The organism is Mangrovibacter phragmitis, assembly GCF_001655675.1.
GTDB classification, from domain to species: Bacteria; Pseudomonadota; Gammaproteobacteria; order Enterobacterales; family Enterobacteriaceae; genus Mangrovibacter; species Mangrovibacter phragmitis.
The window spans coordinates 86,721-107,471 of record NZ_LYRP01000012.1; the positions used below are offsets into that span (position 1 = coordinate 86,721).

Consider the following 20,751-nt stretch of genomic DNA (forward strand, 5'->3'; position numbering starts at 1 on the left):
TGCCAACTGTCAACAGGAATAATCATGTCAGAGATCAGCCGTGCCGTTTTGTTCGGCAAACTGGATACGCTGTTATTTACTGCGCTGGAGAGCGCAACCGCCTTTTGTAAGTTGCGCGGCAACCCCTACGTTGAACTTGCACACTGGCTGCATCAGTTAATGCAGCAGCAGGACGGCGACTTACAACAGTTGGTTCGCCATTTCGACCTCGACGAAGCCGTTCTGGCGCGTGACATTGTGGCTGCACTGGACAGCCTGCCGCGTGGCGCGACCGCAATTTCTGATTTGTCGGAACATGTGGACACGGCAGTTGAGCGCGCCTGGGTATACGCTTCCCTGACGTTTGGTGCCGGGCGTATTCGCGGCGGGCATCTCCTGATTGGCCTGTTGAAAACCTGGAACCTCGCCAATGTACTCAAAGGGATTTCCGGCCAGTTTACCCGCCTGAACGCCGACCAGCTTATTGACCAGTTCGATACCATTTTTGCCAACAGCAAAGAAGCCCAGCAGGTTGCCAGCGCGCCACAAAGCGAACAGGCAGCCCCGGGTAGCCAGCAAAGCGCCCTGGCGCAATACGGCCAGAACCTCACGGAAAAAGCCCGTGACGGCAAAATCGACCCGGTGGTGGGCCGCGATGAAGAAATTCGCCAGATGGTGGATATCCTGATGCGTCGCCGCCAGAACAACCCACTGCTCACCGGTGAAGCCGGGGTTGGCAAAACCGCGGTTGTCGAAGGCCTGGCCTGCCGTATTGCACAAGGTGATGTCCCGGTACCTTTACAGGCGGTACAGCTCTGGCTGCTGGATATTGGTTTATTGCAGGCCGGTGCGGGTATGAAAGGTGAATTTGAAGCCCGCCTGCAAAGCCTGATTAACGAAGTCCAGTCCAGCCCGGAACCCATCATCCTGTTTATTGATGAAATCCACACTCTGATTGGCGCTGGCGGGCAGCAGGGCACCGGCGATGCCGCCAACCTGATGAAACCAGCGCTGGCGCGCGGGCAACTGCGCACCATTGGCGCCACCACCTGGGCAGAATACAAAAAATACATTGAGAAAGACCCGGCGCTTACCCGCCGTTTCCAGACGGTACAGGTGCACGAACCGGATGAAGACAAAGCGCTGTTAATGCTGCGCAGCACGGTTTCCCCACTGGAAAAACACCACCACGTATTACTGCTGGATGAAGCGGTAGCCGCCGCAGTGAAACTCTCTCACCGGTACATCCCGGCACGCCAGTTGCCCGATAAAGCGGTTGCCCTGCTGGATACCGCCTGTGCCCGTGTGGCGGTAAGCCAGAGTGCGCCACCACCGCAACTGGAAGACTGCCTGCATCGCCTGGAATCCATTGAAGTGGCTCTGGAGATTGCCCACCGTGAAGGGCGCATTGGCCTGGGCGACAGTTCACGGGTGGCAACCCTGGAAGCAGATAAAGCCCGTGAAGAAGCCCTGCGTGAAAGCCTGACTGCGCGTTGGGAGCAGGAACGCACACTGGTGGACGACATTATTGCCTTGCGTGCCGAGCGCCACGCGTTGCCAGAAAACCTGGAAGCCGATGATGACCGGGCATCAACCATTAATCAGCAACTCAGCGAACGCCAGCAACAACTGCGTGAATTACAGGGTGATGCCCCATTACTGTTTGCCGCTGTGGATGCCAATGTGGTGGCCGCTGTCGTTTCCGACTGGACTGGCATCCCGCTGGGACGCATGGTGAAAAACGAAATCGACGCAGTGCTGCAACTGGCCGATACACTCAACCAGCGTGTGATTGGCCAGCGTCATGGCCTGGACATGATTGCCCGCCGGGTACGCACCACGCGGGCCAGGCTGGACGACCCGAACAAACCCGTTGGCGTCTTTATGCTGTGTGGCCCGTCTGGTGTCGGGAAAACCGAAACCGCGCTGGCACTGGCTGAATCCCTGTACGGCGGTGAACAGAACATCATTACCATCAATATGAGTGAATTCCAGGAAGCCCACACTGTTTCCACCCTGAAAGGTGCGCCTCCGGGGTATGTTGGTTATGGTGAAGGTGGTGTGCTGACAGAAGCTGTACGCCGCCGCCCATACAGTGTGGTATTACTGGATGAAATTGAAAAAGCACACCCGGATGTACACGAAATTTTCTTCCAGGTATTTGATAAAGGGTGGATGGAAGATGGCGAAGGGCGGCATATCGATTTCCGTAACACCATTATTATTCTGACCTCCAACGTGGGGACGGATTTAATCAGCGCTATGTGTGCTGACCCGGATTTAATGCCAGACCCGGAAGCGCTGAGCGGTGCGTTGCGCCAGCCATTACTGCAGGTTTTCCCGCCTGCTTTACTGGGGCGCTTACTGGTCGTACCTTATTACCCGCTGAGTGATACTATGCTGGCGGAAATTGTCCGTCTGCAATTGCGCCGTATTCAGCGCCGCCTGGAAGAAAACCATGGCATTATTTCAGACGTGGACGATAGCGTTATCACCCAAATTGTTCAACGCTGTACGGAGGTGGAGTCTGGCGGGCGCATGGTCGATGCCATTCTCACTAACACGCTGCTGCCACAAATGAGTACCCTCTTACTGAGTGCCAGTGCGCGGGATGAACAATTCCGGCGGTTGCGTATCACGGTTGAACAGGGCGAATTTCAGTGTCAGTTTGAGGCGTAACGCCATTACCACAGGAAGCGAGTTTTCCCATTATGTCGGAATACGAAAACAATCGGACCGTATCTAACGCACTCCCCGTTGGATACCGTTTCAATGAGTTTGAAATTAAGGAAGTCATTGGTGGTGGCGGGTTTGGCATTGTCTATCGCGCCTGGGATCATCAACTGGAACGCACTATCGCCATTAAAGAGTTCATGCCATCGTCGCTGGCGGTGCGTAACGACGATATGCGCCTGGTACTGCGAAGCGAGCGCTTCGGCAAAGCTTTTACTGCCGGGCTGAACAGCTTTATTCAGGAAGCGCGCCTGCTTGCCCGCTTTAACCACCCGAACCTGCTGCATGTGCTGCGTTTCTGGGTGCATAACGACACGGCGTATATGGGCACCGCATTTTACAGCGGCACCACCTTGTCCCGCCTGCGCGAACAGCATCCGGAGCGTATCGATGAAACCTGGATCCGCCGCATGCTGCCCATGCTGCTGGGCGCGGTGAAAACCATTCATCAGGAAGGTTACCTGCACCGGGATATTTCCCTGGATAACATCCAGATTCAGGACAACGGCCTGCCGGTATTGCTGGATTTCGGCTCTGCCCGGCGCAGTATCGGCAATATTTCCGATGAAACCGAAACCATGTTGCGCCCCGGGTTTGCGCCCATCGAACAATACACCGACGACAACGACAGCGAGCAAGGCCCGTGGACGGATATCTACGCGCTGGGTGCTGTGTTGCATACCCTGGTTGTGGGGTCGCCGCCGCCAGTCAGTGTGGTGCGCAGCATTGAAGATAACTACCAGCCATTAATGAAACGCCGTCCACAGGGTTACTCACCAGCGTTACTGAACGCGATTGACCAGGCGCTGGCACTGAAAATGGAAGACCGCCCGCAATCCATTGATGCCTTTGCTACGCTGGTGGAAACCCCGGTGGCTGGTATTGATGATGTCGCGCAAGCTAACCGCCCCGGCACTATGCTGGTGCCGGTGGAACCCGAAGAAGAAACCCCGAAACCTGCCGGGCTGAAACGCTTTATGGTGCCGGGCCTGGTTGCCGCCGGGGTGCTGGTTGGGGTTGCGCTGGGTGGCGTGTTATTCCATGGCGGCGGTTCTGAATCAGTGCCAACCGCCAGCGAAGCTCCCACACCGGTAACCCCGGCAGGCAACGCAAGTGATAATACAGTGGCGGTTGCGGCTAACTCATCTTCAGCCCCGGCAACAGCAACAGCGCCGGTTGCCACCAACGCAGAGCCTGTTGCCCTGGTTTATGTGCGCATGCGCGAAGGTGACCAACTGACGCTGAATGGCAAGCAACAGGCGGTTGTCCCTGCCAGCAATGGTTTCGCTTCACTGCAATTGCCTGCGGGGCAGTACGAACTGAAAGTAACCGGGCACGGTGACACGCGTAATGAAAACATTACCGTTGACCGCCCCGGCACCTGGTTTGTTAACCCGCAATCCTGAGTACCTGAAACGGGCAGCCCGTTAACTGCCCGCCTGATTCTTACCAGCAAACTTACCGGGTTCATGCCCGGTTCAGATTGATGAAAAAGAAGGAAAACGCGTGGTTTTTCCTTCTTTTTAGTTAGCAGCCGAAAATCAATAAATTGATTTTCCTGGTTTGTTATTGGGCGACATCCTCTCGTTCTGTGCGGGCGTGAGGTTTGTCATCAGACTCTGCCGGGCTTCTTGCCCGGTTTTGCTGTGTTTCACTCATCTTTACTCCAATAATTCGCGTGACAGGCTCCGTAAGCGCGGCCTGCCTGCAATGTGAAATATAACGAGTATGTCCTCTGATTCGCCAGTAGACAGCGGTATCGCCAACAGGTGTGCTGCTGTGTTCTCTGTTGCAAACAACACATCCTGGGAATGAATTTATGTTGAACCGAATTACCGTCCAGCTCCCGGTTGAAGGGCTGTTATTCTGGAAACTTTCCGGGCGTGAAGCGTTATCGGAATCCTTCGCGCTGACGGTGACTGTGCTGGGCACAGATGCCCGTATCGACCGTAGCAGCTTGTTGGGTAAAGCCATTACCGTCACCATTCCAACAGAAAACCTGCTCACTTCCCGTTATATCAACGGCAAAATCACCCGGGTAGGTGTCAGTGCGACGGAAATCAGTGGCACCCGCTACGCGGTTTACGCGCTCACAGTGGAACCCGATTTGTGGCCCATGAAACGCGACCACAACCTGCGTATTTTCCAGAACCAGACTGTACCGCAGATTGTGAAAACGCTGCTGGGCGAATATCAGGTTAACATCGAAGATAAACTGACCGGCAGTTACCGGGTGTGGGAATACTGCGTTCAGTACCAGGAAAGCAGTTTCGCGTTTATCAGCCGCCTGATGGAACTGGAAGGTATCAGCTATCACTTCCGCCACGAGGCAGACAAACACACAATGGTGCTGACCGACGCAGTAGAGCAGCATGTACCGTTCACCGGGTATGAAACCATTCCGTACCATGTAACCGGCTCTGGCGGCAGTACCGATGAAGAAGGTATCAGCCAGTGGGCGATGGAAGACAGCGTCACACCGGGGATTTACAGCCTGGATGATTACGACTTCCGCAAACCCAACGCCTGGCTTTACCAGGCACGGCAGAACCCGGTTTCACCTGTACCGGGCAGCATTGATGTTTACGACTGGCCGGGGCGTTTTGTAGAACACGGGCACGGTGAATTTTACGCCCGTATTCGCCAGGAACGCTGGCAGGTAGAACACCAGCAGGTTTACGGCACCGGTACGGCAATCGGTATTGCGCCTGGTTATACCTTTACGCTGCTTAATGCGCCGTTTTTCAGCGATAACGGTGAATACCTGACCATCAGCGCAGACTACATGTACGAAGAAAACCGCTACGCCAGCGGCAGTGAAAGCAACACTATTCACCGTACTGATTTTAGCGTTATCCCGTCTTCCATTCCGTTTCGCCCGGCATTCAGCGCCCAGTGGCCACGAACTGGCGGGCCGCAGACGGCAAAAGTGGTGGGGCCGCAAGGTGAATCCATCTGGACCGATAAATACGGCCGGGTAAAAGTGAAATTCCACTGGGACCGCCTGGCAAAAGGCGATGACACCAGCTCCTGTTGGGTGCGAGTTTCCAGCGCCTGGGCAGGCCAGGGTTACGGTGGCGTTCAAATTCCCCGTGTGGGTGATGAAGTGGTGGTGGACTTTATCAACGGCGATCCGGATCGCCCCATCATTACCGGACGCGTATATAACGATGCCAGCATGCCGCCCTGGGCACTGCCTGCTGCCGCAACCCAAATGGGGTTCCTGAGCCGCTCCAAAGACGGCACAGCCAGTACCGCTAACGCCCTGCGTTTTGAAGATAAAGCCGGTTCAGAACAGGTGTGGCTCCACGCCGAACGCAACCTGGATGTGGATGTGGAAAACGATGAAAACCATAATATCGACAAAAACCACACCCATTTTGTAGGCGAAAATGAAGAACAGCGTGTGGTTAAAAACCAGACCGTGGGTGTGAAGGGGGAAGCGAAAACACTGACTGGCGGCAATATGACGGAAAGTGTGGTGAACACATATACGCTGAGAGCAGGCCAGGAGATTTGTCTGCAATGTGGCGACAGTTCAATTCGACTCACCCAGGCCGGGAATATTGACATTGTTGGTAAGACATTGAATATCACCATTTCTGGCCAGGGAGATATCAATGCTGAACCATTGAATCTGAATTCTGGTAACGCCTCTACGTTGTCGGCACCGGGAACGGGTGATGCCAGCGCCATCCAGCAAGATCTGGACAGTTTCTTTGTTTTTAATGCCAACAAAGAATAACCAGCGCCAACAATTTGCCTGAATCGCCCGGAAACGGGCGATGCCTGATACGACAGGGCAGCACGTTTATTTTATTCATCGACACGGGGTGGGGGCAGCAGTTATACGGCTGCCTGTGGCCCGACTTTAGTCGCCAGCAACCGTTAAGACCGTACTATGAAGAAATCCACGCGTAGTGAGCAAGCCACCGAAGCCTTTACCTTCAGCGTCTCACGCAGCGCCGCCAGTATTGACGACAAACTGCATGATGTTGCGGCCAGTATGATCCGCGAACTGGAAGAAAGCCTGGCAGATTTCAGGCTGAATTCTTTTGAAATCATTGATGTGGATGGCCTTCCTGCCGCCGAACTGTTCTACGAATTTAAAAGCGACAACACACCCGTTCACCAAAAACAAACCGTTTTATTGCTGGATGACCCGGTTATGGGCAAAAAGAAAGTCTGTTATATCGGCACCTGCGTGGGCGGTTACAGCGAAAGCGATATCGAACAGTACCGTAAAATGATCCGCGGAATTCGTTTTCAGCATGGGAAGTGACTATTTTTATTTAATTCATTAAGACAATAATACTTATTAAATATTTTGAGGGCTTTATGGCAAGGATAAATTCTCCGGTTGGCGAGGGTCAGCGTAATTTATATGGTGATGTTCGCACAATTCAAACTTTATTGAATAAAAATAGTGTTGTTACAACCCCGGGGCATTTATTAGCAGAAGATGGGAAGATTGGCCCCAATACCATCGCCAGAATTCGGTTATTTCAGGAAAAAGTGGTGCGGATGCGTAACCCCGATGGCGTGATTGACCCGAACGGCGTCACGATGCGTAACCTGACTCTGCATGCCAATTTCCATACTACGGTTAATCGCACAACGCGGGTACCTGGCATTACTCAGGAACAGTTTGTTCAGGCTGCAGCGACTTTAGGCTGTGAAGTGGCTGCCATCAAAGCGGTGGTGTACACCGAGTCTCCCCGTGGGGCATTTGATGAAAAAGGCCGCCCGTCAATTTTATATGAACGCCATTACTTCCATAAGTTAACTGGTGGAAAGTATGACAGCAATCCGGTGCTGTCTAACCCTAATGCGGGCGGGTATGGAAAATACAGTGCCCAGTATGGCAAGCTTGAAGAAGCCATGAAACTCGATAAAAATGCTGCACTACGGTCGGCATCCTGGGGCGCTTTTCAAATTATGGGTAACAACTTCAGGGAAGCCGGTTTTTCTTCGGTTGATGATTTTGTGAAAGCGATGGGAACACTCCAGGGGCAACTGGATGCCTTTGTCAGATTTATCGCGAATAATGCGCATCGTAAAAACGCCCTGATTAATAAAAACTGGGCTTCATTTGCTTATAATTATAATGGACCAGCGTATCGTAAAAATAATTATGATAATAAACTGGCTCATAACTACCAAAAGGCGTTATCTGAATGAATCAAACACGCATAAGTGTATGTGCCTTAGCGCTGTCACTACTTTTCCCTGTTTCTGCTTTGGCGGGCGTTACTCTCAAAGCAATAAATACCCACAGCTATGAAAAAAGCCTTTATGAGGCCGCAGCAAAACAGCAAATTGAAAATGGTGCGCCGGTTGATAAACAGGCCTTCTCCGTAAAGAGCGATAATAAGGTTCTGGGGAATATTCTTGCAGGCCAGGGCTTTAATGCTAACGACGACAATGTTTGTTTTGTTTCATGGGCAGCCCCTGACGGAAAAATTCAGAATCTGGTGCCAACCATTGGTTTCGATAACTGGGAAGCTGAAGTGTGTGCCGGAACCCGTGCTGTGGGCGTGCTGGCTGATGATAAACACAGTATCAAGCTTGCCGTTATTTATGATGCACAATCGCCCAACGCCAGTGCGGTTGAATCCGTTATCTTCTCTGTCGACACAGCAACTGGCACTTTCACTCCAGACAATGCCCTGACAGCTAAACTGGGTTCGCAGGGCGCGGCAACGCTCCAGGCACTGAAAACCCTTTACCGCGCTTCACATTAACACCGCCGCCGGGCTGGTTACTGCGCGCCCGGCGCAACAGATAATGCCATTCCAGAGACTCCTATGAATTACACCTTTAACGAAGGGCAGATAGCCCTGTTCCCCGGCCAGTGGGTGGATGCCTCAACACATATCCTGCGGGATGCCGACAGCGGGCTTTCCGTGGTGATCACCCGCGGGCCGGTGCCGGAAGACAGCGACTTCGAAAAAGAATTTCACCGCCAGTGGGATGGCATGCGCCCGCAAATGACTTCCCTGCAACAGGGCGAGTTCACCCGGGTGAGCGTAGGCCCGGACAACCTGACCCGGGGCGTGGAAGTGGAAAGCCACTTTGCCCGCAACGGTGTGGATTTGTGGCAAAAACAACTGGCGGTACCGGTGACAGATAAGCCGCAAATGCTGCTGTTTACCTTTTCAGCCCTGCGGCCGTTCAGCGAACAGGATGAACAACACTGGAGCCAGTTAAAAGCCAGCATTACGTTTACCCCAACGGAGCAGGACGCCTGAAATGAGTGACAACCACGCAGCCCGCCTGGGCGATGACATTATTCACACCACGCTGCTGGCAGATATCATCAGTACCGTGGCTGAAGTAGGCACCTATGCGCTAATGGGCGCGGTTGTTGGTGTTGCTGTTACGGCAGCGGCACCGCTGCTCGGTGGTGGTGCGTTGAGTGCGGCAGTGGCCAGCGTGGGGGCGGCAGCTTCGGGAGCAGCAGGTGCTGGCGCGTTGGGTTGTGTGTTATCCGGCGTAATGGGTGGGGTGCTGGCGAATGTAACCGGTCTGGCCGATGAAATTAGTTCATCCGCCACTGCACTGGGCAACCTGATTTCACCGCCCTCCCCGGCCGGGAAAATCAGCTCCGGCTCCGGTAATGTGAATATCAATGGCAAGCCAGCCGCCCGTGCGGCGGGAAAAGCCACACAATCAGCGAAGCAGGAAGAGCCGGATTCGGGTATCAACTTCCTTGATATGGCGGCGGGTGTACTGGGGTTTGCCAGCTCAGTGGCAGCGAATATGTGGCAGCCCACAGTCGCAGGCGCAGATGCCAACACCAGCTCTTTACCCCTGGACACCATTAACTGTGAAAAACACTCCCCGCAGGAGTACCTGGCGGAAGGCTCCAGCAATGTGTTTATCAACGGGCAGCCAGCCGTGCGGGCCAGTGACCGCACAACCTGTGACGCCACCATTTCCACCAGTGTGTCGCCCGATGTCACCATCGGCGGCGGCACACTGACGGTGCGCCCAATCCACAGCGGGAAATTACCGGGTTTTGACCTGGCCGTAATGGGCATAATGCTGCTGATGGGGCGCCCCAGTAAAGTCCTGCGTAACCTGCCCTGTATTGTGATGTCTGGTGTGTCAGGTATGGGTATCAGTATGCTCACCAGCGCGGTCATGGCGGCAATTAACCCGGTCCATGCCGCCAGCGGCGTGAAAGTGCTGAATGACGATAACGAACTGGATGTGGTGCTGCCGGGGCGTTTCCCGTTCCGCATGCAGCGCGCCTACAACAGCCTGAACCCCCGCGACGGCCTGTTCGGCACTGGCTGGAGCACCGCCTTCGACAGCTACCTGCACATCGACGGTGACCAGGCCACCTGGTATGAAGAAACCGGGCGCGAAGTGCAGTTTACCCTGCCAAAACCGGACAGCATGCTGCTCAGCCCGGCCGAAGGCGTTCTGGTGCGCCGCAATGAACACGGCGATGTGGTGATAGGCGACCAGGACAGCAGCCAGTGGCGGCTGTTCAAACCCACCCGTGAGAACCCGTCGTGCCTGAAACTGGCCATGCTGTGTGATGACTACGGCAACAGCCTGGAAATGAGCTACGACGAGCAGGGCCGCCTGGTGCGCATTCATGATGCCGCTGGTGCGGTGGACGTCACGCTGGCCTATACACACCCGGATTTCCCGCAGCGTGTCACCGCCCTGAGCCATTTCGACGGCAACCAGCACTGGCCCCTGATGCAGTGGGGCTATGACAGCCGCGGCCTGCTGGCTTCTGCCACTGATGCCAGTGGCGTCACCCGCCGTGAATACCGTTACAATGATGACCGGTTAATGGTATGGCACCGCCTGCCCGGCGGGCTGGAAAGTGAATACCGCTGGGAAAAACAGGACCACTGGCGCGTGGTGGAAAACCGCACCAGTACCGGGGAACACAGCAAAATCGAATACGACCTGGTGGCGCGCATCACTACCGTCACCCGGGAAAATGGCGCAGTTCGCCGCCACCACTGGAACGCTAACCAAATGGTCACCCGCCTGGAAGATGAACGCGGTGAAAACTGGCTGTTTGAGTGGGATGAGAACGACCAGTTGCTCAGCGAAACCGACCCGCTGGGCAACACCTGGAAATATGTGTACGACATCAATGGCAACCAGGTGCGCGTGACTGACCCGCAGGGCAACGTGCAGTCCACCGAATGGCTGGCGCACCGTGCCCTGCCGGTTCAGGTGACGGACCCGGAAGGCAACAGCACTCGCTACACCTATGATGCACACCACGGCCTGAAAAGCATTACCGACGCACAGGGTGGCACCACCACCGTGCAGCGCGATGAATACGGCCAGGTTATTAGCGAGACGGACCCGAAAGGCGGCCGCCGCCATACCGATTATAACCGTGCCGGGTTGGTGAGCGCGGCAACGGACTGCTCCGGGCGCACCACCCGTTACCGTTACCACCCGCTGGGCTGGCTGCTGGAAGAAACCGCGGCAGACGGCACGGTGACTGGCTACCAGTACGATGCGGCAGGGCGCCCCACCGGGCTGACCCGGCCAGAAGGCTGGCAGGAGAGCCTGAAATGGAGTGCGCGCGGCCTGCCGGAATGGCACCAGACGGCAGACGGCCGCCGTCATGGCTTCCGCTACGATAACGCCGGCCGGCTGACAGCCACACAGGACCCGGAAGGGAACACGGTTCAGCGCGAATACGATGCCCGCAGCCGCCTGGTGGCTCTGCGCAATGAAAACGGCGAGGCATACCGCTTCACCTGGGGCGATGACAACCTGCTGCTGGCAGAAACCGGGCTGGACGGTGTGGCCACCCGCTATGAATACGATGCCTGCGGGCGCACACTCCGGCGCACCTTCGCTGCAGGCCATGCGGGCGCCATCGTCCACGGCTTTAGTTATGATGAACGGGGCCTGCTGACGGCCCGCACCAGCCCGGATGCGCGCACCTGCTACCGGTGGTCAAAACGCGGCCAGATGGTGTCTGTCTCCCGCCACCCGGCACTGGGTGACGGGGCTTACAGCGATGCAGCCGAACAGGTGCTGCACTTCGGCTATAACGCGCTGGGGCAACTGGTGAGTGAAGACGGCGACAACGCCACTCTCGCCTGGGAATACGATGAACTGGGTAACCGCACGCAGACCACGCTGCCAGACGGGCGGCAGTTAAAACAGCTCTATTACGGCAGCGGGCACCTGCTGAGCATTGCGCTGGACAGCCTGCCGGTGACCGACTTCACCCGTGATGTACTGCACCGTGAAATCAGCCGTACCCAGGGCGTGCTGGGCAGCCACACCCGCTACGATGCGCTGGGCCGCCTGCAGGCCCGTGATGTGTTCAGCGGTCACCCGCAACGCCCGGGGGACATGCGCTGGCGGCAGCGCTGGGAATACGATTTCCGCAACAACCTGGTACGTGAAGAGCGCAACCGCGACCCGTTCGATGCCAGCCGCTGGTCCTACGACAGCACGGGCAAACTGCAGCAACAGGAAGACAGCCGCAGTGGCACAGTGAACTGGCCGCAGGACGGCGCGGGCAACCCGCTGGCACAGAGCGGCGGCGGTCAGGTGCTGCACAACCGGGTGACGGAACTGAACGGCATTCGCTGGCGTTACGACATTCACGGGCGCACGGTGGAGAAAATCAGCGGCCAGCAGCGCTGGCGCTACCGTTACGACACGGAACACCGTCTGACAGACGTGGTGAGCGAAACCCGGCACCGCCCGGCGGTGCATGTGAGCTTCCAGTACGACCCGCTGGGCAGGCGCATCAGCAAAACGCGCTGGCAGGTGCGGGAAGACGGCAGCGAAAGCCCCCGGGTGACGACACGGTTTGTGTGGGAAGGGCTGCGCCTGCTGCAGGAAGTGCACGGCGACATTCCGCTGACCTATGTGTATGCAGACCAGGGGAGCTATGAACCGCTGGCGCGTATCGACGGCATCACCGACCCGGAAATATACTGGTTCCACTGCCAGCCCAACGGCACGCCGGAGCGGCTGACGGACAACGAAGGGCGGGTGCGCTGGGAAGGGCTGACGGGTGCCTGGGGCAAACTGTTACGCGAAGCGCCGGTGCATGCGGCAGGCTTTGCACAGAACCTGCGGATGCAGGGGCAGTACCTGGACAGAGAGACCGGTTTGCATTATAACCTGTTCAGGTATTACGACCCGGACAGCGGGCGGTTCACGCAGCAGGACCCGATAGGGCTGGCGGGTGGGCTGAACCTGTACCAGTATGCGCCAAATGCGCAGGGCTGGGTGGATCCGTGGGGGTTGAGTTGTTGGAAATCTAAGGACGTAGCGGGTAGGAAAGTTTATCAAAGAGATGATTTATTTGACCCGCATCGCATAGACTCATTTGGAAAAACTAATGTTGAGCGAATGAGGAAGGGAGATGCTCCGATTGGATATGATGACCTGGAAGTTAATCTACATCACTTAACTCAAGATGAGCCGGGCTCTATGGCTGAAATTCTAAGTAGTTATCATAGCCAAAATGATCGTGTTCTTCATATGTACTCCAATCAGTGGGATAAGTCTTGGGTTGGGAGTGATGGTATAAGAAGGCCATATAATAGTGCACCTTCTTCTATGGATAGAAGACCATTTAATAAATGGAAGAAAATTTACTGGAAATCAAGATCTGAGGATTTTTAGGAGGTTATATGGATTACATTCTAAAAGCTGAAAAAGAAATGGTTGATAGTGGTGAAGAGATCCTTTCTACTGGTCCCGTTAGCCAGTCAATTATTAGTGAATTTGAAAAAAAACTTGGGGTTTTTTTTCCAGCGTCGTATAAATGTTTTTTAAATAAATATGGTGCACTCTCTTTTTGTGGTGATACTTATTATGGTATTACTCAGAATGGCTTGTATGAAAATCAAGTTCCTTGTGTGCTTTTTGCAACTAATAGTGCCCGTTCTCTCGGTGATATTAGTAATAAGATGATAAAGATTAAGAGCTCAGGTTATGGTCCATCATATTCAATTGATACGGAGATAATAGGTGATTCTGGGGAGCCAGTGATTGTAGAAACTGAATTATCTTTTAAAAGAACAGGTGATAAAGTTATCATAGCTCAAAGTTATGGTGAGTTTATTTTCAATCAAATAAGAGAGGCGATAGAAGATATTTAATTTACAGTTGCATAAATAACATGTTGATGGTGACTTTTTGGGATTGCGCAACATGTTATTTATTATTTTGTAAATGATTGAGGTTTTATAATAAGGTTAATTTTAAGGTGGAAGTCTGGGAGTGTGTTATGCTTGGAGGAATTTTTGATATGTATTAAAGATGGTGTGTGAAAGGTTGTTTTAGTTTTTAATAATAGCCCGCAAAGCATGGGGAGTATTAGTCTATCAAAAGACAATATTGTGATTAATTATGAAGAGTTAAGTTTGGCAGGAGATTTGTTATATTTCTATGAACATGTTGAGTTAAGTGATACTCCCATTTTTGGAGGTGATTTTTATCTACAGATAATTGATCTTTCACTTATCGAGTCTATTAATAATGATTGGCGCTCTGGGGGGGACTGGAATGAGGATTATGTCATTTTTGCTGAGCGAAACAGTGATGTCTTGTATTGTGTTACTTCGATAGAAGGATGTCCAGTATTTGGCAGTATCCAAAAAAACAATTTCATTGTATCTTCTTCTCTGGCAAGTTTTTTTGATGTCTATTGTGATATGGTAAAAATTGAAGAGAGAGATTTTAATTGTGATACAGTAGATGATGATTTTAATCTTAAGGATGAGTATGTTGAGAAAATCAGAAATAAATTATCTCAATCGCTGAATAATGATTGCTCCCTGGGCTTTGAGAAGTTTTTTCTTCTTTAAATATAAAGATAATATTTTAGTGATGGTTTCTTAGGTTCACATTCGGTATCTATTATGACTGATTTACACCATGACCTTTCCGTTCTTAATAAAATAGTCAAAGAGAAGTATCTTCATACTATCCCAGAAGCATGGTGGCATGATTTTAATAACGGTTGCGAATTAACTGTTGATTATTCCCCGTGGCTGAAGTGTCAAAATCCCCTGCCACAATGGCTTGCGTCTGCTGCGCCGGAATGCAGCAGTGCCCTGCTTCTGGATAAAGCCAGAGGCGCACTGGTTGGCCTGGCGGTGGCAGATGCGGTCGGTACCACGCTGGAATTTTTACCCCGGGATCAGAAAAATATCAGTGACATGGTTGGCGGTGGCCCCTTTGGGTTAAACCCCGGGGAATGGACGGATGATACGTCGATGGCACTTTGCCTGGCAGAAACCTGCCTGCACTATGGCAAAGTGGATCTGACCGATTTTCGCAATCGCATGGTTAACTGGTACCACTATGGTGTGAACAGTGTGAATGGCATTTGCTTTGATATTGGTAATGCCACCCGCTATGCACTGGACAGCTATCTGCAACATGGCCCGGAATGGTTTGGTAACACAGATGCCAATACAGCGGGCAATGCGGCCATTATCCGGCAGGCCCCCGTTGCTGTCGCGAATCGCCACTCGCTGCTTAACACACTTGTCTGGTCTGAACTGCAGGGTAAAGCAACACACTGTGCGACGGAATCAGTAGACTGCTCCCGCCTGTTTGGTGTGATACTGCACCATTTGCTGAATGGCAAAAGTAAAGCAGAGGCACTGAGTACGAAGGTGTGCCCACTGAACGCCAGAAGTGCGCTGATTAATGCCGGAAGTTACCGGCATAAAACCCGTGATGAAATCCGTTCCAGTGGCTATGTAATTGATACCCTGGAAGCCGCGCTCTGGGCTGTCTGGCACACCGATAATTTTCGGGATGCCGTGTTGCTCGCCGCCAACCTGGCTGATGACGCAGACAGTGTGGCAGCCACTGCCGGGCAACTGGCTGGTGCACTTTATGGCTGGCAGGGCATTCCGGCAGAGTGGAGAACGAAACTGGCGCAGCATGAGCATATTGTGTCGCTTGCTGACAGGCTGTTTCAGCTGTCATCTCATTCTGATGCGTAATAATGGCTGGCTGCGTATCCAGAGGTGACTGTTATCTCTCCCTTTCCTGCTTTCTGACCAGCTCAATAATACCGACATCTTTTTAACTAAGTTAGGTCCTGGGTGTTCTATTATAACACAAGCTAGAGCATGCTATGACTCAGAATATATTAATGTTGCTTATGGGCGAGCTGATCCGAATGTGAGTTGAAATTCTTTATTCCAGAAGAATTAAGGTATTTATCGATTCCTGGCAGGGTAGTAGATATATGATTGATTTTAATATTGATATTTCTTCAGGTGAGCTGTTTTTTAATGGTGAGCGTTTGGAGGCTAAAGACCACAGTGGGTGGGTCGCTTCGCCGATTTATGATAAATTTAAAAATGTAAATGAAGCCGATCAAATAATTCCATATCATTATTTAGTTAATAATGTTTTATGGATGGGAAGAGTTTTTGAATTGACGATTAGGCCTGCATGTTTTGAAAATACTCCATTCATGTTATATTTTGTTAATAAGGGCGGGGGATATTATCGTTCACTATCTAACTGGGAGAAAAGGAGTGATATTAATATGTTGGAATGTGAGGTTGGTGAGCTTTTTAACTGGCTTCTCAATGAGCTTCGCTTATCGGATGATTATGTAAAAATAGGTCATGGTTATAGATGGGAGTTTTCTTGGGGCGTATCTCAGCCTCTTTCGAAACGAAATCATTTAATTGTGGAATTTATATTAGTTATTATTAATGATGCCCATTTTTACTGTGTTGTTTATCTGGTTTTGAATAAGTGATTCTTTAAATGAATTAAATAGGCGCGCCTGATATTGAATGCAATAGCTGAGGTATCACCCCCTCTTTTCACAATGAGTTTGATCCCTTTCAGCCGGAACTTACCGGCATAAAACCCGTGATGAAATCCGTTCCAGTGGCTATGTGATTGATACCCTGGAAGCCGCGCTCTGGGCTGTCTGGCACACCGATAACTTCCGTGATGCCGTGTTGCTCGCCGCCAACCTGGCGGATGACGCAGACAGTGTGGCAGCCACTGCCGGGCAACTGGCTGGTGCACTTTATGGCTGGCAGGGCATTCCGGCAGAGTGGAGAGCAAAGCTGGCACAGCATGAGCATATTGTGTCGCTTGCTGACAGGTTGTTTCAGCTGTCATCTCATTCTGATGCGTAATAATGGCTGCCTGCGTACCCAGGCGTGACGGTTATCTCGCCCTTTCCTGCTTTCTGGCCTGCACAATAATACAACCATCTTTTTAATACTGCGGACATGCAATGCGTATACTCAGAGTCCTGAAAAAAGGTATTTTCTCCACGTTCAGTTACGAAGGGAGGGATACCCGGCTTGAATATGGTGTCGTGTTCATTTTTCAGTGCCTGTGGTACTTCGGCTGGCTGAGATTATCCTCTGCGGAGGATACCAGCATTATTCTGTTACTGTGTTTTATCCTGCCGTTACTGGCCTCTGCGGTTCGCAGAATAAATGACGCCGGTTATTCGCGGTTTGTGATTATTCTGTTGGTATTTTTTCCTTATATCCTTTTCCCCTTCCTGTTGTTGCCTGCCTCAGTGAATACCAGCAAGTGAATTTTTGATCTTTCTCCCCACTACGTTCCTCGTAGTATCCCTGCATAAAAAACCTTCGTAATATCTTCGTGTACCTCTCATTGCTTACGTTAATAAGGAAATCACCATGCAAAAAGAGAACTGGCACCCGGCAGATATCATTGCAGCACTGCGCAAGAAAGACACCTCAATGGCGGCAGTATCGCGCCGAGCAGGGTTAAGATCCTCAACGTTGTCGAATGCGCTAACCCGCCCCTGGCCGAAAGGCGAATACCTGATAGCTCAGGCAATTGGTGTGCATCCTTCTGAAATCTGGCCGGAGCGTTATTACAAAGATGGCAAGATAATCGACAGAAGCCAGCTAATGCGCCGCCAGGGTGAATAACACCGGAAAAATATTGCCTGCGTGCCTGTGCAGGCAATCAACAAAGCTGGTGCATATTTCACAGGGTATGCACCAGGGCTGCGTACAGGTTCGCAAAAATCCACGAAAGTACGGGTTGTGTAACGAAAAACCATGAACCGGGCAAACAGGCAGTGCTAGCCTGCGCAGGAAACAGACCAGGGATGGAGCAAATGAACAAGGAAACCACCGGGGCGATGCCGCATGATGCCGCATTTCGCCAGTTTCTTACCCAGCCAGAAATCGCACGGGATTTTATGGCGCTTCACCTCCCGCCACCGTTACGGGATGTTTGTGATTTCAGTACGCTGAAACTGGAATCTGGCTCTTTTGTGGAAGATAACCTGAGCCAGTATTTCAGCGATATCCTTTACAGCCTGAAGACGACGACGGGTGATGAAGGCTATCTCTATGTGTTGATTGAGCACCAGTCCACACCAGATAAACAGATGGCGTTCAGGTTATTGCGTTATTCCGTAGCAGCCATGAAACGCCACCTGGATGCCGGGCATACCACATTGCCGCTGGTGATCCCGGTGCTCTTTTATGCCGGGAAACGCAGCCCTTACCCCTACTCCAGCCGCTGGCTGGATGCATTTGCAGACCCAGAGCAGGCGGGCAGGTTGTACAGCCAGCCTTTCCCTTTGGTGGATGTTACGGTAATTCCTGATGATGAAATTGCGCACCACCGCAGTATGGCCGGGCTAACGTTGTTACAGAAACATATTCACCAGCGTGATCTGGCAAAACTGGTGGATAAACTTGCACCAATTTTACTTACTGGCTATCTTTCGTCATCACAGGTAGTTACCCTGGTAAACTATATTTTAAGGGCGGGTGAAGCAGCAGATGCCAGAGCGTTTATTAAGACACTGGCACAACGTGTACCACAACATGGAGAGGCACTAATGACCATTGCACAACAACTGGAACAACTCGGGCGTGAGGATGGGTGGAAGCAGGGTATACGTGAGGGGGAGCAAATTGGGATAAGGAAAGGCGAGCAAATCGGGATAAGAAAGGGCCAGAAGCTGGCTGTGCACACTTTCGCCAAAACTCTTTTGCAACGTGGCTCGGACCGAAATTTTATTATGGAACTAACCGGCCTCTCGGAAGAGGAACTGGCGCAAATTGACTTCTGATTATTCACCCCTGGAGCAAGACGATGGCAACCATTGCACAACAACTGGAACAACTCGGGCGTGAACAGGGTATACGTGAGGGTGAGCAAATTGGGATAAGAAAGGGCCAGAAGCTGGCTGTGCGCAATTTCGCCAGGACTCTTCTGCAACGTGGCTCGGACCGGGATTTTATTATGGAACTAACCGGCCTCTCGGAAGAGGAACTGGCGCAAATTCACTTCTGATTATTCACCCCTGGAGCAAGACATGGCAACCATTGCACAACAACTGGAACAACTCGGGCGTGAGGATGGGTGGAAGCAGGGTGTACGGGAAGGTGAGCGGCAAGTTGCACTAAAAATTGCCCGGGGTCTGCTTCAGCGTGGCGCTGAGTATCAATTTATTACCGAAGTAACGGGTGTGACACAAGATGATTTAGCGCAAATCGCCCGCACTGGTGATTAACCTGAAGCCTGTTGTGCTGCGCATTCACAAGTAAATGCATAGCTGTGAACCTGCTGATGTTGATGTTGACGCGGCATGTTACCCACCTCAGCGCCTGCGTTTTGGTAAACCGCCTCAGCCCATGAACAGCCCCACCGGCAGGCTGTTCATGGAGAGCAAACGGTTATTACTTAAACACTGCCACATCTTTGCCATCGTCGACCAGTTGCTGGCGCACATGGCTGACAAATTCAGCAAGTGGGCACAAGGTGCCGACATCCGTTTTTTTGCACCATGCGGCCTGGAATTCTGCTTCGGGTAAAGGGTGTTGTGCATTCAGTGGTGAAAGCTGGCGCCACTGGTCCAGAGTACGGGCACTGAATGTAATGCGCACCAGTTGCTCGCCGGTCTGGGTATTTTTGTAGCGGGCCAGGTTAAGGCTGCCGCCGGGGGGAATGTCGTTGCGTGGGTAAACCGGTAACTGCCAGTTAAACCCGAGCATGGTTTGAATTTGGGCAATATTGGTGTCATGGCCAACCAGCATCACCAGTGGGCGTTGCAGTGCCGGGTGAATGGTTTGGCTGGTTGGGTTTTGTGTTCCGGCGGTGAGCGCATTAAGTAGCTGGCGCATCAGAATGGAACCCCCGTGGCGGGCATATTCTGGGGTATCACTCACCAGGTCATATTTCGCGGCATGCAAGGCCATCAAAGCGCTGACTTGCTCTGCGCTGGCGGCGTGGCCAAACGCCACCTGTTCAAGTGGCAGGTTTTCACTGTATTGCAGGCGAATGGTTTCCCCAATTGTTGCCCCTGCAGAAACCGGCCCGCCCAGTTTTACCTTCCCGTTATCACTGATTTTGATTTTCCAGGGTTTATCCAGAAACGTGCAACTGTCTTTATCTGGTGTGCACACCGCCTGGCGCAATAAATCAACGGCAGGCTGATAGCGTTTTGCTGCTTCTTCCGGGCTACCCATGCGTGCCATAACTTCTTGTTTCACCACCGCCATATCCGGGTGTGCCAGCCCCATCTCCAGCGTGTCGAACAGCGGGTCATGTGGGGTGGAAGCGGAATGCACGGCAATACCACAGCCTGGGAACATGCCATCGACCAGTGCCATGCCTGTCGCTTTGGTGCGCTGGTCTGGTGCCGCCCATACCCATACGCTGCCTGGAGTCGGGCAATGCTGTTGTTCTTTCAGGGGTAAACCTTGTGCCAGCCATTGCTTGAGCTGGTAAGCCCCTTGCTGTGCCACGCCCATATAGCCATGCCCGGTTAAAAAACCGTCCGGCACTGTCCATTCAGGCCACGCCTGGCCGGTGGCTTTCTGTAGTGAGGCGCTGTCGGTTTGTGGGCGCACGCCGTGGCGGCTAAGGGTAACCACTTTTTCGAGTACGTACTGGGGGGCTTGTGCGGCACTGGCAACAGGGATTTGGCTGGTTGATACCATCATCAGTAATAGGACATTGACTGTCAGTTTTTTCATAATGCGTTCCTGGTGATAAAAGTATGCAGACTATGCTCATTCCGGA

At 52.6% G+C, this 20,751-nt stretch carries 18 protein-coding genes and 1 pseudogene; 18 read left to right on the forward strand and 1 reads right to left on the reverse strand.

Annotated elements, in window-relative coordinates:
- Window positions 1–24 precede the first annotated feature (24 nt).
- The 18 genes and pseudogenes from tssH (at window position 25) to A9B99_RS10730 (ending at window position 19,240) form a co-directional block, all read left to right on the forward strand.
- Window positions 25–2,658, forward strand: coding sequence for a type VI secretion system ATPase TssH (tssH, locus tag A9B99_RS10645; protein ID WP_064597320.1), 2,634 nt, complete (start codon window positions 25–27; stop codon window positions 2,656–2,658).
- Between the two features lie 32 nt (window positions 2,659–2,690).
- Window positions 2,691–4,118: a serine/threonine protein kinase gene (locus A9B99_RS10650; RefSeq protein ID WP_064597322.1), complete on the forward strand. Its 1,428-nt coding sequence runs from the start codon at window positions 2,691–2,693 to the stop codon at window positions 4,116–4,118.
- 413 nt (window positions 4,119–4,531) lie between these two features.
- Window positions 4,532–6,457: a type VI secretion system Vgr family protein gene (locus A9B99_RS10655; RefSeq protein WP_064597324.1), complete on the forward strand. Its 1,926-nt coding sequence runs from the start codon at window positions 4,532–4,534 to the stop codon at window positions 6,455–6,457.
- A 156-nt stretch (window positions 6,458–6,613) separates the two neighbouring features.
- A complete protein-coding gene (locus A9B99_RS10660) occupies window positions 6,614–6,994 on the forward strand; it encodes a DcrB-related protein (RefSeq protein ID WP_064597326.1) in 381 nt (126 codons plus the stop codon).
- A gap of 56 nt (window positions 6,995–7,050) precedes the next feature.
- Window positions 7,051–7,893 (forward strand): N-acetylmuramidase domain-containing protein, encoded by an 843-nt coding sequence (locus A9B99_RS10665; protein WP_064597328.1) that lies wholly within the window; start codon window positions 7,051–7,053, stop codon window positions 7,891–7,893.
- Entirely contained in the window at window positions 7,890–8,456 is a 567-nt protein-coding gene (locus tag A9B99_RS10670) for a hypothetical protein (protein WP_064597329.1), read from the forward strand. Before A9B99_RS10665 ends, A9B99_RS10670 begins: the two co-directional genes overlap by 4 nt.
- Window positions 8,457–8,519: 63 nt before the next feature.
- A complete protein-coding gene (locus A9B99_RS10675) occupies window positions 8,520–8,963 on the forward strand; it encodes a DcrB-related protein (protein WP_064597331.1) in 444 nt (147 codons plus the stop codon).
- A gap of 1 nt (window position 8,964) precedes the next feature.
- The gene (locus A9B99_RS10680; protein ID WP_064597332.1) at window positions 8,965–13,356 is read left to right on the forward strand and encodes an RHS repeat-associated core domain-containing protein; all 4,392 of its coding nucleotides are present in this window, start codon (window positions 8,965–8,967) and stop codon (window positions 13,354–13,356) included.
- A gap of 8 nt (window positions 13,357–13,364) precedes the next feature.
- Complete coding sequence (locus A9B99_RS10685; RefSeq protein WP_064597333.1) at window positions 13,365–13,835, forward strand: SMI1/KNR4 family protein; 471 nt, start codon at window positions 13,365–13,367, stop codon at window positions 13,833–13,835.
- Window positions 13,836–14,075: 240 nt separating this feature from the next.
- On the forward strand, window positions 14,076–14,543 hold the full coding sequence (locus tag A9B99_RS10690; RefSeq protein WP_156519039.1) for a hypothetical protein: 468 nt from the start codon (window positions 14,076–14,078) through the stop codon (window positions 14,541–14,543).
- Between the two features lie 54 nt (window positions 14,544–14,597).
- Entirely contained in the window at window positions 14,598–15,695 is a 1,098-nt protein-coding gene (tri1, locus tag A9B99_RS10695) for an ADP-ribosylarginine hydrolase Tri1 (RefSeq protein ID WP_064597335.1), read from the forward strand.
- A gap of 248 nt (window positions 15,696–15,943) precedes the next feature.
- Window positions 15,944–16,468, forward strand: coding sequence for an Sdh5/SDHAF2/SdhE family assembly factor (locus A9B99_RS10700; RefSeq protein ID WP_064597336.1), 525 nt, complete (start codon window positions 15,944–15,946; stop codon window positions 16,466–16,468).
- 85 nt (window positions 16,469–16,553) lie between these two features.
- Window positions 16,554–16,859, forward strand: a pseudogene (locus tag A9B99_RS10705) (ADP-ribosylglycohydrolase family protein); the annotation flags it as partial.
- 101 nt (window positions 16,860–16,960) lie between these two features.
- Window positions 16,961–17,272, forward strand: coding sequence for a DUF805 domain-containing protein (locus A9B99_RS10710; RefSeq protein WP_064597340.1), 312 nt, complete (start codon window positions 16,961–16,963; stop codon window positions 17,270–17,272).
- Between the two features lie 100 nt (window positions 17,273–17,372).
- Window positions 17,373–17,636: a helix-turn-helix domain-containing protein gene (locus tag A9B99_RS10715; RefSeq protein ID WP_064597342.1), complete on the forward strand. Its 264-nt coding sequence runs from the start codon at window positions 17,373–17,375 to the stop codon at window positions 17,634–17,636.
- A 191-nt stretch (window positions 17,637–17,827) separates the two neighbouring features.
- Complete coding sequence (locus A9B99_RS10720) at window positions 17,828–18,796, forward strand: Rpn family recombination-promoting nuclease/putative transposase (RefSeq protein ID WP_064598017.1); 969 nt, start codon at window positions 17,828–17,830, stop codon at window positions 18,794–18,796.
- Window positions 18,797–18,819: 23 nt separating this feature from the next.
- The gene (locus A9B99_RS10725; protein WP_064597344.1) at window positions 18,820–19,020 is read left to right on the forward strand and encodes an RpnC/YadD family protein; all 201 of its coding nucleotides are present in this window, start codon (window positions 18,820–18,822) and stop codon (window positions 19,018–19,020) included.
- A gap of 22 nt (window positions 19,021–19,042) precedes the next feature.
- Window positions 19,043–19,240, forward strand: coding sequence for an RpnC/YadD family protein (locus A9B99_RS10730; protein ID WP_064597346.1), 198 nt, complete (start codon window positions 19,043–19,045; stop codon window positions 19,238–19,240).
- Window positions 19,241–19,406: 166 nt separating this feature from the next.
- On the opposite strand, the gene A9B99_RS10735 is transcribed toward A9B99_RS10730, so the two are convergent.
- The gene (locus A9B99_RS10735) at window positions 19,407–20,705 is read right to left on the reverse strand and encodes a histidine-type phosphatase (protein WP_064597348.1); all 1,299 of its coding nucleotides are present in this window, start codon (window positions 20,703–20,705) and stop codon (window positions 19,407–19,409) included.
- Window positions 20,706–20,751: the final 46 nt, after the last annotated feature.

Bases quoted from the DNA above. Each gene is read 5' to 3' on its own strand.
- tssH (WP_064597320.1), top strand. From the start codon at position 25: ATGTCAGAGATCAGCCGTGCCGTTTTGTTCGGCAAACTGGATACGCTG.
- A9B99_RS10650 (WP_064597322.1), top strand. From the start codon at position 2,691: ATGTCGGAATACGAAAACAATCGGACCGTATCTAACGCACTCCCCGTT.
- A9B99_RS10655 (WP_064597324.1), top strand. From the start codon at position 4,532: ATGTTGAACCGAATTACCGTCCAGCTCCCGGTTGAAGGGCTGTTATTC.
- A9B99_RS10660 (WP_064597326.1), top strand. From the start codon at position 6,614: ATGAAGAAATCCACGCGTAGTGAGCAAGCCACCGAAGCCTTTACCTTC.
- A9B99_RS10665 (WP_064597328.1), top strand. From the start codon at position 7,051: ATGGCAAGGATAAATTCTCCGGTTGGCGAGGGTCAGCGTAATTTATAT.
- A9B99_RS10670 (WP_064597329.1), top strand. From the start codon at position 7,890: ATGAATCAAACACGCATAAGTGTATGTGCCTTAGCGCTGTCACTACTT.
- A9B99_RS10675 (WP_064597331.1), top strand. From the start codon at position 8,520: ATGAATTACACCTTTAACGAAGGGCAGATAGCCCTGTTCCCCGGCCAG.
- A9B99_RS10680 (WP_064597332.1), top strand. From the start codon at position 8,965: ATGAGTGACAACCACGCAGCCCGCCTGGGCGATGACATTATTCACACC.
- A9B99_RS10685 (WP_064597333.1), top strand. From the start codon at position 13,365: ATGGATTACATTCTAAAAGCTGAAAAAGAAATGGTTGATAGTGGTGAA.
- tri1 (WP_064597335.1), top strand. From the start codon at position 14,598: ATGACTGATTTACACCATGACCTTTCCGTTCTTAATAAAATAGTCAAA.
- A9B99_RS10700 (WP_064597336.1), top strand. From the start codon at position 15,944: ATGATTGATTTTAATATTGATATTTCTTCAGGTGAGCTGTTTTTTAAT.
- A9B99_RS10710 (WP_064597340.1), top strand. From the start codon at position 16,961: ATGCGTATACTCAGAGTCCTGAAAAAAGGTATTTTCTCCACGTTCAGT.
- A9B99_RS10720 (WP_064598017.1), top strand. From the start codon at position 17,828: ATGAACAAGGAAACCACCGGGGCGATGCCGCATGATGCCGCATTTCGC.
- A9B99_RS10725 (WP_064597344.1), top strand. From the start codon at position 18,820: ATGGCAACCATTGCACAACAACTGGAACAACTCGGGCGTGAACAGGGT.
- A9B99_RS10730 (WP_064597346.1), top strand. From the start codon at position 19,043: ATGGCAACCATTGCACAACAACTGGAACAACTCGGGCGTGAGGATGGG.
- A9B99_RS10735 (WP_064597348.1), bottom strand. From the start codon at position 20,705: ATGAAAAAACTGACAGTCAATGTCCTATTACTGATGATGGTATCAACC.